The following is a 12,172-nucleotide window of genomic DNA, read 5'->3' on the forward strand; positions in this document are numbered from 1 at the left end:
TCAGTTCTCCTTTATATGCTCAATATATTCGTAAGTCTCTGCCTCAGCCTGTAAAATCTCATTGACATTAGGATTCTCAATTACCCGGTGATGATTCATACATTTTTCAATCAGCTCCGGTATTTCCAGAAAGCCTATGCTGTGATTCAGGAACATCGCCACCGCTTTTTCATTCGCCGCATTGAATACCGTGGGCATGCTCCCGCCCGTGCGCGCCGCCTGCATTCCCAGCTTCAGTCCCGTAAAGACCTCCGTATCAGGCCGTTCAAAGGTAATCTGCCCCAGCTTGAAAAAGTCAACACGCTCTCCGGCCATCGGCCTTCTTTCCGGATAGAAAAGAGCGTATTGAATCGGAAGCTTCATATCCGGCATTCCCAGCTGCGCAATCACCGCGCCGTCCACATATTCCACCATGGAATGAATGATGCTCTGGGGATGGATGACTACCTGGATGCTGTCCAGCTCCACATCGAAAAGCCAGCGCGCCTCCATCACCTCAAGCGCTTTGTTCACCAGGCTTGCGGAATCCACGGTAATTTTACGGCCCATGGACCAGTTGGGGTGCTTCAGCGCATCCTCCGCCCGCATGCCTGCCAGCTCCTGCCTGCTTCTGCCGCGGAACGGTCCGCCGGAGGCCGTCAGCAGGATTTTGGAAACCTGCTTTTTGTCCTCTCCGTTCATGGACTGAAAAATAGCGCTGTGTTCGCTGTCAACAGGCAAGATGGGAACCTTGTGCTTCTTCGCAAGAGGCATGATCAGATGTCCTGCTGTCACCAGGGTTTCTTTATTAGCCAGAGCTATGGTTTTTCCGCTTTCAATTGCCGCAATTGTGGGACGGATGCCTATCATGCCCACAATTGCCGTCACCAGTATTTCATAGGAAGCATCTGAGGCAAGCGCCAACAGGCCTTCCATGCCAGAAAGAACCTTTACCGGCAAATCCGCCGTGCGGCCGCGCAGCTCCTTCGCTGCTTCTTCACTCCACATAACCGCCAGGGCAGGATGAAACTCCCTGATTTGTTTTTCCATCAGCGCTGCATTGCTGCCCGCCGCAAGCCCCATTACCTGTAAATCCGGATTATCCCTGACGATTTCCAGGGTCTGGGTTCCTATGGATCCGGTTGATCCGAGAATCGCTATTTTTTTCATGCCGTATCCTTTCCCGTAACTTTTTATAACCGTCCGGAAGCTATAGCCGGAAGCCTGAACCACCCGGAAGCCTGAACCGTTACGCCAAGTTACAACTGTTATTCAAAATGTATGAGCAGTATGGCCAGATAATAAATGATAGGCGCCGTAAAAAGAACGCTGTCAAAGCGGTCCATAATGCCGCCGTGTCCGGGAATCAGCTTTCCGTAGTCCTTAATGTCATGGTTTCTCTTTATCCCTGAAGCGGCCAGATCTCCCACCTGGGAAATAACTGCTCCCACGCCGCAGATAAGCGCGGCGATCCATGTCACATTCTGATCCGCAAACACTCTTTCCAGCGCAAAATAACCAAAAGCTGCACCCACCAGTGCGGAACCCACGACACCGCCCACGGCTCCTTCAATGGATTTCTTGGGACTGAGCACGGGCGCCAGCTTATGCTTCCCGATAGCCATACCTGTCAGATAAGCGCAGGTATCGCAAATCCACGAGCTGATAAAAATCATCCAGACCATGTAAATACCGTTCGGCAGGTTTCGTGTAAGGAAAATAAAGGTAAACAGCACAGGCGCATAAAAAGCGCAGAAAAAAGCCGTCATCACCTGTTCCGCCCTGAACCGGGGAAAAGAAAAAACATAAACGAACATCATTCCCAGAAAAATCAGGGCCAGCATGCCCACCCAGTAAACCGGGTTCTCGGAACCGTATACTACCAGATAATAGAGGACAATGCCTGCATAGCCCACCGCCTCCAGCGCATTGTTCTTTTGTCCCTCTGCGATAACGCCGCAGGCCTTCGTCAGCTCCCGGAAAGCTATCAGGGACAGTATCAGCATCCCCAGTGCGAGTACGCCGTCTCCGGTCAGCAGCAGAACCAGCGCCAGAATCACCAGCACCACGCTGCTCATCAATCTTTTACCAAACATAATTAACCTCCATGATTATCCGCAAAGAAGCCTTGCGCCTCAGTCCGGCCTCTGCCGGTGCTAAAGCGGACCCTTCCGCGCTATACGTCCTTTACCAGCCCGAACCTTCTGTCTCTATGATTATATGCTTCTACGGCTTTCAACAATTCTTCTTTTGTAAAATCAGGCCAGGCAACCGGGGTAAAATAAAACTCCGTATAGGCCAGCTGCCACAGCAGGAAGTTGGAAATCCGCTGTTCGTTACAGGTACGGATGAGCAGATCCGGATCAGGCAGCCCTGCGGTATCCAGCGCATTGCTGAAATCCTCCTCCGTCAGCTCCTCCGGATTTATAATTCCCTGCGCGGCTTTCCTGGCCAGCTTCTGCGCAGCTCTGCGGACCTCGTCCCTTCCGCCGTAATTCAATGCGATCTGGAAATGCAGGCCGGTATTGTTCTTCGTCGCTTCCTCCAGCTGATTGATTCTGGAACGGATATCCTCATCCAGCCCTTCCTTGTCACCGATAACACGCACGCACATATTGTTTTTCGCAGCGGTTTTCAGACAGGTCTTCATATAATTGCGCAGAAGGGTCATCAGCGCATCCACCTCGTCCTGGGGACGTTTCCAGTTTTCCGTGGAAAAAGCATAAACCGTCAGGTACTGGATTCCCATCCTGTATGCTTCCTCACAGATTACCTCCACGTTCTTAGCCCCCTGCACATGCCCGTAATTCCTGGGCATCCCCTTGGCCTTGGCCCACCGGCCGTTTCCATCCAATATTATCGCCACATGATTTGGTATGTTCATAATCTGCTATCTCTCCTGTCCTGTTCCTGAAACTGGTAAAAAGGGACAAGCCAAGTAACGCCTGCCCCTCTTATTTCAATTGTAATCCCTGTTTTGTTTAAACGGTCAGGATTTCTTTTGCCTTTTCCTCAACCAGCTTGTCGATTTCCTTTACGTATTTATCGGTCAGCTTCTGAAGGGCTTCCTCAAGCTCCTTGATTTCATCCTCAGAAACATCCTCTTTAGCCAGCTTCTTAAAGGTATCGTTGCCGTCCCTGCGGATATTGCGGACTGCAACCTTGCCTTCCTCGCCTTTCTTCTTTACTTCCTTTACCAGCTCTTTTCTGCGTTCCTCCGTAAGCTCCGGAATTACCAGACGGATAACGCTGCCGTCATTGTTGGGTGTAATTCCCACATCGGATGCCATAATCGCCTTTTCGATCTCTTTAATCAGGGATTTCTCCCAGGGTGAGATCTGGATCATCCTCGGTTCAGGAACCGTGATATTGCCTACCTGCTGAATCGGGGTAGGGCTTCCGTAATAGTTCACTTTAATCTTGTCCAGGATATGGGGATTTGCGCGTCCGGCACGGATTGTTGCAAAATCTGCAGCCAGATATTCATAGGCCTTGCTCATTTTGTTTTCAAACTGCTGTAATTTTTCGTTCATCGATATATCCTCCCTGTTTTTTATACGGTAACCTTGGTTCCGTTAAATTTACCTTTTACTGTATTTACAATGCTGTTTTCTTCATTCAGGCCAAATACCAACATCGGCATTTTATTATCCCTGGCAAGGATGGACGCTGTCATATCCACTACCTGCAGGTTCTTTGCGATGACTTCATCAATGGTCACTTCATCATATTTCTTGGCCGCAGGGTTCTTTTTAGGATCGTCATCATATACGCCGTCAATGGCCTTGGCAAGCAGGATAACCTCGGCTTCCACCTCCACTGCCCGCAGCACAACGCCGGTATCGGTGGAAAAATACGGATGTCCCGTACCGCCGGCAAAGAATACAACCATGCCCCTGTCAAAATACTTATTCGCCCTGTCCTTGGAAAAAAGCTTGGTAAAGGAGCTGCATTCAAAAGGTGTCAGCACTGCCGTCTGCATTCCTTCCGCCCTGCATATTTCGGAAACATAAATGCAGTTCATGATGGTTGCCAGCATTCCGATCTGATCCGCTTTTGTCCTGTCAATATTTTCACTGGTGCGTCCTCTCCAGAAATTGCCGCCGCCGATAACAACGCCGACCTGGACGCCTTCCTCCACCAACTGCTTTATCTGAAGGGCCACCTTTCTTACAGTAGGCTCATGAAAGCCTTGCTTTTCTTCTCCCGCCAGAGCTTCTCCGCTCAATTTCAGTAAAATTCTTTTCATTATAATACGCTCCTATCTGCGTGCTACGGCACGCTCACAGATCCGCAGGACTACTGCAGAGCCTTTGCTTTCTTTTCAAATTCCTTCCGGGCCATCCGGAAGCAGTCCATTAGCTTGGGATTAAACTGGCCGCATTCTCCGTCCAGTATCATCTGATAGGCCACATCATAGGAAAAGGCCGGCTTATAAACCCTGTCGCTCACCAGCGCGTCATAAACATCAGCAATGGAAACCACCTGAGCGGCCAACGGGATTTCATCCCCCTTCAGTCCATGGGGGTATCCTTTTCCATCCCATTTTTCATGATGGCTTAACGCTATGTTATAACAGAATTCCTTGAATACTCTGTTATCTGTAACAAAAATTTCCTTTATGATTTCCGCACCCTTCGTGGTATGCGTTTTCATCAGCCCGAACTCCTCCTGCGTCAGCTTCCCCGGCTTTAACAGAATGGAATCCGGCACCGTAATCTTTCCCACATCATGCATGGTGGACGCATGGGAAATAATATCAGCCATGTCCTCGTCCACGCCGTACTCTGGATAGTACTTCATGACATAGGTTAACAGAATCGCTGTAAAGGACCGTACCCTGTATATGTGGTTGCCCGACTCCATGCTCCGGAATTCCACAATGGTTCCCAACGTATCGATGATATGATAGTTCATCTCCGTCAGTTCCCGGTTCTTTTCCTTGATTTCCTCGGTCTGCTTCTCCACCATGGCTTCCAGATTGTTCTTATGTTGGTAGAGGTCCACCAGATTGCTGACACGCCTTCTGACAATAGGTACCTCAAAGGGCTTGGATACGATATCGGAAACACCGAGATCATAGCCTCTCTTCCTGGATTCACTTGAGGTATCACTGGTTATCAGGATTACCGGGACAGACATCATAAGCTCTTGCTCATGCATATAATCAAGGACTCCGAACCCATCCATTTCCGGCATTACAATATCCAGAAGAATCGCAGCAAGCTTCCCTCTGTTCAGATTAATATACTCTACTGCTTCTCTGCCGTTCTCCGCCAGGATTACTTCGTAATCATCCTCAAAGATACCCCGCAGTATCTCCCGGTTCATTTCCATATCATCGACAACAAGTATCTTATCCTTCACGACTTTTACCTTTCCTGCAGACCTGTGTCTACCTACAGCTGTCGGATTATCTGTGTCAGCAATTCGTAATTTTCTTCTGCGTCCTGTACAAATTCATCCAGCCGGTCATACTTCCGGCTCCGCAGCTCCTCAGTCAGTGCGGACACAACCGTATAGAAAGGATCCAGCCCCAGGTTGCCGGCAACGCCCTTCAGGGTATGTGCATCCCTAAACGCTTCTTCGTAATCTCCGGTGCTTATATGCTCCTTCAGCTGCGCGTAATTGGGATCCTCGGGAAAACGCTTCAGGAACTTCAGGTATAATGCCTCGTTGTTCATAAAGCGTTCCATTGTCTTATCCAAATCCACGCCAGCTTCAGTCAGCTGTTTTTTTATTGTATCATCCATCTTTTCCCCTTTAATTCGGGCAGTCTTTTTTCAGACTGCCCGGCCTATCCGTGATTGAATAAATTATAGCATTCTTTCCACACAATATGCAATCTATTTTTTCCAGGTATAAGGAACGAACAGAAGCAGCATGGGGAAAATTTCAAGTCTTCCTGCAAGCATGTCAAACATCAGCACATATTTGGAAAAGCCGGAAAAGAAAGCGAAATTCCCGGCAGGCCCCACCAGCGACAGGCCGGGGCCGATATTATTAAGCGCTGAAATAACCGCCGTAACGTTGGTTGTAAAATCAAAATTGTCTATGGTCAGCAAAAGGATGGACGCCACCAGGATTCCCGCATAGGAAATCAGGAATATATTAGCCGCCCTCACCACCGGGTGATCCAGCTTTTTCCCGTCCATCATTACAATCTTTACGCTTCTGGGGTGAATCAGGATCCCCAGTTCCTTTTTGATGGTTTTCATATACATCAGGATTCGGGAAACCTTAATGCCGCCGCCCGTGCTGCCGGCACAGGCTCCGATAAACATAAGCATCACAAGAAGCGTCCTGGAAAATTCGGGCCACTGGTCAAAATCCGTGGTGGCAAAGCCTGTGGTGGTCATGATGGAGGCAACCTGGAAGGCCGCATGCCGGAGGCTGTCCCCCACATTTCCCATCTGGGAAAGGATATTAAACGCTATCAGAAGCGTGGCCGCCGTAAAGATTGCAAAATAGGCTTTTACCTCCTCCATGCAGAAGGCATCCTTCACTTTTTTGGCAATGATCAGATAATAAAAAGCGAAATTGGTTCCGAACAGCATCATGAAAATGGTGACAATCACCTGAATATAGGGGCTGTAGCCTGCAATACTGTCCGAACGGATGCCGAAGCCGCCGGTACCGGCCGTTCCGAAGGCGGTGCAGACCGCATCAAACATGGGGATTCTTCCTAAAAGAAGAAGCACGATTTCCAAAACGGTGAGCGCCACATAAATTCCATAAAGGAAAAAAGCCGTGGTACGTATTCTCGGCACAAGCTTGCTCACGGAAGGCCCCGGGCTTTCCGCACGCATCAGATGCATTGTCTGGCCGCTTGACATAGGAAGAATCTGCAGAACAAATACCAGAACGCCCATACCGCCGATCCAGTGTGAAAAGCTTCTCCAGAACAGGATACCATGGGACAGATCCTCCACCCGGGGCAGGATGCTAGCTCCCGTTGTGGTAAAGCCGGAGATGATCTCAAACAGGGAATCCGTAAAACTGGGGATCTCACCCGTAAAATAAAATGGCAGCGCGCCAATCAGGCTCATCACAATCCATCCAAGCGCAACTCCCACATACCCTTCCCTCGCATAGAACTGCGTATTTTCAGGTCTCTTGAAGGAAAGAGCTGTCCCAAGGATAAAGGACAGCAGTGCACAGGCCAGAAAAACCGGCCATGTCTTTTCTCTGTAAAGAAGAGACACGGCCAGAGGAAGGAGGAGGAATACGCCCTCCACCTTCATGATCCAGCCGAGTATATAGCTAATACTTTTGTAATTCATGGTTACGATTGCTCCTTCTAGGCAAGAATATCGTCGATATCATCCAGGCCCTTGTGTGTGGTTACCACAATCACGGTATCTCCGGCCTTAATCATGTCCTGTCCGGAGGGCAGGATAATCTTTCCTCTTCTGATAATATTGCACAGCAGCAGATTTTTCTTCAGCTTCAGCTGGCTTAAGGGAACATCAAGCACCCTGGAATCCTTTTTCACGGAAAATTCCAGCGCTTCTACCTTGTTGTCTATGATCCGGTAAACAGCTTCCACGGCGCTTCCCATGGAATTCTGCATGCTGCGGACATATTTGATAATATGCTCCGCCGTAATATATTTGGGGCTGACTACGCTCCCGATATCAAAATTATCAATGATGCCGCCATAATTAATTTTGTTGATTTTGGTAATCACCTTGGCTTTGGACACCTTTCCCACATAGCAGGAAAGCATGACGTTTTCCTCGTCCAGCCCGGTCAGTGAAATAAAGGCATCCGTGCTCTCAATCCCCTCCTCCCGGAGAAGATCCGTCGCGGAGGCATCTCCGTAGATAATCATTGCCTTGGGCAGAAGCTCGCTGAGCTCGTCGCATCTGGCCCTGTTATTTTCAATAATCTTCACCTGAATTTTGGATTCCAACAGCTTTCTTGCCAGATAATAAGCCAGAGTCCCTCCACCGGCTATCATGACGTCCTTAATCATTTTGCTCTCGATGCCGATGCTTGCAAACAGCGCCTTCATTTTATCCGGGGAAACGATTACGGAAATATAATCCCCTTCATGAAGAATGGTATTGCCGTCCGGAATAATGACGTCATGGCTGCCGTCTCTTTCCACAACACATATCAGCAGGCTGAAGCCGAACTTTTTTGTTGCGTCGCTGATCTTCTTATCCGCCCAGGTAGAATTTTCCGGGATGCGGAACCTCACCAGATCCACCTTTCCCTTGGCAAAGGCGTCCACCTCCATGGCGGAGGGCACCCGGATCAGCCTGGCGATATCAGAAGCCGCAGCCAGCTCCGGATTAATGGCCAGGGACAGCCCCAGTTCTTCCTTAATAAACCCTATTTCGGCATAATAGCCAGGGTCGCGTACCCTGGCAATTGTCTGGCAGTGCCCCGCCTTTCTTGCGATCAGGCAGCACAGTAGATTCACTTCATCCTTATTGGTAACCGCTATCAGGAGATCCGCTTCCTTAACGCCCGCTTCCTCCTGTACGCGATAGCTGGTGGCATTGCCCTGGATGCACATAACATCCAGCACATTTCCCACCAGCCTTCCTTTTTCTTCATTGATGTCAATGATGGTCAGCTCGTGACCCTCTTCATTCAGCTGTTCGGCCAGGGCATATCCAACTTTGCCGCAGCCGGCGATTATGATTTTCATTTGTGTTTCCTTACCTTGTTTCCTTCTTCTTTAGTCTAAACATACTGCCTGCGGGAATAAAAAACATCCACATTATGCGCGTCCCAAAGCAGAGAGATAATAACGGTACAGATTCTTGTAGGTCCCATTGCTGAAATGGAGGCCGTCCGTAAGCGTATAGCCTGTCCCCTGAAGATAGGAATAGCTGTCTATCCAGTGGATTTCCGGGCTGAGGCGCGCCTGCAGCTTCCTGTTGAAATTGCTTACCATGGATTTGGTTATGTATTTTCCATTCTCCACAGGGTTCACGGAGGAATAATAGACGGTTGCGCCCTTCTGTATCCATTCTGCGGCCTTCCTGTTCACCAGCTCGGCATAAGCATTCACATTTGCCACATCGTTTACGCCGAGGTTAATGATGATCTTCGTCCCATTGCCAACCGCTTCATCGATCTGGGGTATGGCTTCGGATGCAAACCATTTATAACCCTGGGAGGATTTGGCTATCCATACAAAACCGTTGTCGCCCACCGCATTGTTCATCTGCACGAACCTGGAATCTCCCACGAAAATGATTTCCGGCCCTGCCGGAAGCTCTTCCTGTATGGCCGCCAGTCCCATAAATGCTTCAATCTGGGCATCCGTCATGGCAATCTGCTGCACCTGCGTCTGCTCCAGCGCCTGCAGCTGTCCCAGAAGCTGCAGCTGCGCCGCATCAATGACGGAGGCTTCCTGAAGCTGGGTAAGCGTCTGGATCTGTAGCTGTACCTGTTCCAGCTGCGTCTGCAGAATCTGGCGGATGTCCTGCAGCTGTCCGGTATACTCTTCCGGATCTGCCACAGGCAGGGGAACCGCCTCTTCACCGGCCGCCTGTCCTGTCCCGGAGGGCTGGACCGTATCCTGCACCTGTACAGCCGTCTGGATTACCTGTGTATCATCTCCGGCCTCTGCCGTTTTATCTGCCCGTATTGTCATGGACGGTACCGTCAGCGCACATACCGCTGCAAGCGTCAGCGCCGCTTTCAGTATCCTGCCTTTCACTTTTTTCGTCATACTAAATCCTTTCTGCGAAAACAAGTTTCCTGCAACCAAGCATCCTTATTATACGTTGACTTTCAGGAAAAGGCAATCCCTTCCTGCGATAATTGACAGAATGCGCCTTCAGGCAGCCGACAGTCTCCTTTGCAGCTGCGGCTGCCGCCTGAAAACCCGCCTTTTTCAGGGCTGTACGGGGCATGGCGAATCCTGCAGCAGATTATAATGTTTAAAAAAAGGGAAGAAAAAGTCCGCCACAGGCTTCTTTTTTCTTCCCGAAAATCCGGCATATTTCTACATTATTGGTTTGAATCCAAAACCTTTACCTGTTTATTCTGCCTTAATAAATACCTGCATTTCACCCTCGCCCCTGTTGGCCCAGGCAAAATAAGGAATCCACTGAAGCTGTACTTCTTCATATTCAGGCCTGCTGTACTCCTGATACAGCTCCCCTGCTTCCTCAGGCTGCATGACAAGGCGTTTTCCCTTTGTTGTCACAGTGACCATGCGCTGTCCAAGCTTTTCTTCCGCCTTTGCTTCCGGCGCAGGATCCGCCGCCAGGGAGCACAGATGGAGATTTTTGCCATTGTCCGCTTCCTCCATACAGTAAACGACAGGCCCTCTCATCACGGCGGCCTTGCCGATGTCCTCTCTCACCCTGCCGTCCGCCTGCATCAGGCGAACCTCCATGGGGAATTCCAGTTCCAGCTTTTCTCCGCCTTCCCATACTCTATCGATGATAAGGTAGCCGTCTTTCACCGTTCTGGTTTCACCGTTTTCGGTTACTGACTCGCCTTCCCGGAGGCCTTTTTTCCCGTTTATGGTATAATCCCTGCACCAGCCCGGAATGCGGAAAGCGATCCTGCAGGCTGTCGGCGCCTCGGCATTGACCTCAGCCGTCACCTTACCGTCCCAGGGGAAGTCGGAAGTAATTCGCAGATCCAGCTTTTTACCGCCGCAGTCCTTTTCCAGGACGCTGCCCATATACAGATGCACATAAAGGGAATCCTCCGCTTCCGTATAGGCATAAGATGCAATGGAGCTGAGTAGTCTTGCGATATTGGGAGGACAGCAGGCACAGCCGAACCATTTCTGGCGGACGGGTTTTACATGGAATTTACGTTCGTCCTTGTGGCAGGCCTCCGGCAGGCTTTCCAGAGGATTCACATAGAAGAAGCTTTTGCCGTCCAGAGCCATGCCGCTGAGGATGCCATTGTAAAGAGCGCGTTCCATCACGTCGGCGTATTTTCTGTCCGCTTTAATTTCCAGCATTCTCCTTGCAAAGAAAACGAGTCCGATGGAAGCACAGGTTTCCGCATATGCCGTATCATTGGGCAGATCGTAATTGAAGGAAAAGGCCTCGCCCATATGGGTGGCGCCGATACCTCCGGTGATGTACATTTTCTTACGGGTGATATTGTCCCAAAGCTTCTCGCAGGCCGCATAGAGCGCTTCATCTCCTGTCAGCCTGGCAATATCCGCCATACCGGAATACAGATAAACCGCACGCACCGCATGTCCTACGGCTTCATCCTGTTCCCGGACAGGCAGGTGGGCCTGGTTGTACTGATAGCGCAGCTCATCCTCATGGCCTTTTTTCACGGCTTCAGGATGCTCCGCATCAAAATAGTAAGGTCTGGTTCCACGCTGATCCACAAAGAAACGGCTCAGATTCAGATATTTGTCATCGCCCGTCGCTTCATAGAGACGCACCAGCGCCATCTCTGCGATCTCATGGCCGGGATAGCCCTTTTTCTTATCCGGTTCGGGGCCGAAACAGGAAGCGATATAATCCGCATATCTTTGCGCAGCCTTCAGAAGCTTATCCTTTCCTGTCGCCTGGTAATAAGCAACGGCACCCTCGGTGAGGTGCCCAAAGCAGTAAAGCTCATGGTTATCCTTAAGATTGGTGAATACCTTTGACATATCATTGATGATGTAATAGGTATCCAGATAACCGTTTTCCTGTTGTGCGGCGCATACGATGTCAATTGCCTCATCCGCTGTCTTTTCAAGCTCTGCATCGGGATGCTGGGTCAGAGAGTAGCCCACCGCCTCAATCCATTTGGAGAAATCGCTGTCCTGGAACAGGCAGCCGTAAAAACGATCCTCCATATGCTCCATATCCTCCGGCAGCGGCTGGAAAATAATAGGCCACTTTACTTCTTTATAATCCGCGCCCATTTCCTTTCTCTGCGCCGTTATTTTTCCGGCAATTTTAAAGTTGCGCATACAGAAGCTGGGATCAGCCTCCGGAATGCGGTCGTTTAACGCCTCCCACTGATAAGGAATGACTTCCCTGCGTACCAGCTCCATTTCATGCTTCCAGAATGCATCGGTTACCTGTACCTTTCTTAAGGAAACCGGACTGCTCTGTCTGTTTTTTTCCATATTTGTTATCCTCCTGCGCTGCGTCACATTTGGGACGTTTTCCAAATGCCGCTTGATTTATATTTATCCTAACAGGCACAGCAAAGCTTTTCCATTGCTATTATGGAAAGCAGCATGTATAATATG

11 protein-coding genes are annotated in these 12,172 nt (G+C 49.8%); all 11 read right to left on the reverse strand.

Annotated features, from left to right (window positions below; translation table 11 throughout):
• Positions 1-1,149 carry a 1-deoxy-D-xylulose-5-phosphate reductoisomerase gene (gene dxr / locus DXC51_RS03780; RefSeq protein ID WP_025489758.1) on the reverse strand — a complete coding sequence of 383 codons (1,149 nt, stop codon included), beginning with the start codon at positions 1,147-1,149 and terminating at the stop codon, positions 1-3.
• Between the two features lie 98 nt (positions 1,150-1,247).
• Positions 1,248-2,075: a phosphatidate cytidylyltransferase gene (locus DXC51_RS03785; RefSeq protein WP_021635869.1), complete on the reverse strand. Its 828-nt coding sequence runs from the start codon at positions 2,073-2,075 to the stop codon at positions 1,248-1,250.
• Between the two features lie 80 nt (positions 2,076-2,155).
• The gene (locus tag DXC51_RS03790) at positions 2,156-2,863 is read right to left on the reverse strand and encodes an undecaprenyl pyrophosphate synthase (RefSeq protein WP_021635870.1); all 708 of its coding nucleotides are present in this window, start codon (positions 2,861-2,863) and stop codon (positions 2,156-2,158) included.
• A 97-nt stretch (positions 2,864-2,960) separates the two neighbouring features.
• Positions 2,961-3,512, reverse strand: a complete 552-nt coding sequence (gene frr / locus DXC51_RS03795) for a ribosome recycling factor (protein WP_021635871.1) — start codon at positions 3,510-3,512, stop codon at positions 2,961-2,963.
• A gap of 20 nt (positions 3,513-3,532) precedes the next feature.
• Positions 3,533-4,228 carry a UMP kinase gene (gene pyrH, locus DXC51_RS03800; RefSeq protein ID WP_117543751.1) on the reverse strand — a complete coding sequence of 232 codons (696 nt, stop codon included), beginning with the start codon at positions 4,226-4,228 and terminating at the stop codon, positions 3,533-3,535.
• Between the two features lie 50 nt (positions 4,229-4,278).
• Entirely contained in the window at positions 4,279-5,346 is a 1,068-nt protein-coding gene (locus tag DXC51_RS03805; protein WP_117543753.1) for an HD-GYP domain-containing protein, read from the reverse strand.
• A gap of 32 nt (positions 5,347-5,378) precedes the next feature.
• A complete protein-coding gene (locus tag DXC51_RS03810) occupies positions 5,379-5,732 on the reverse strand; it encodes an Hpt domain-containing protein (protein ID WP_021635874.1) in 354 nt (117 codons plus the stop codon).
• Positions 5,733-5,825: 93 nt separating this feature from the next.
• Positions 5,826-7,262 (reverse strand): TrkH family potassium uptake protein, encoded by a 1,437-nt coding sequence (locus DXC51_RS03815; RefSeq protein ID WP_117543755.1) that lies wholly within the window; start codon positions 7,260-7,262, stop codon positions 5,826-5,828.
• Between the two features lie 17 nt (positions 7,263-7,279).
• Positions 7,280-8,641 carry a Trk system potassium transporter TrkA gene (gene trkA, locus DXC51_RS03820; protein ID WP_021635876.1) on the reverse strand — a complete coding sequence of 454 codons (1,362 nt, stop codon included), beginning with the start codon at positions 8,639-8,641 and terminating at the stop codon, positions 7,280-7,282.
• Positions 8,642-8,713: 72 nt separating this feature from the next.
• Positions 8,714-9,673, reverse strand: coding sequence for an SGNH/GDSL hydrolase family protein (locus tag DXC51_RS03825; RefSeq protein WP_117530532.1), 960 nt, complete (start codon positions 9,671-9,673; stop codon positions 8,714-8,716).
• 312 nt (positions 9,674-9,985) lie between these two features.
• Positions 9,986-12,046: a glycoside hydrolase family 127 protein gene (locus tag DXC51_RS03835; protein ID WP_021635879.1), complete on the reverse strand. Its 2,061-nt coding sequence runs from the start codon at positions 12,044-12,046 to the stop codon at positions 9,986-9,988.
• Positions 12,047-12,172: the final 126 nt, after the last annotated feature.

This window comes from Eisenbergiella massiliensis, assembly GCF_003435485.1.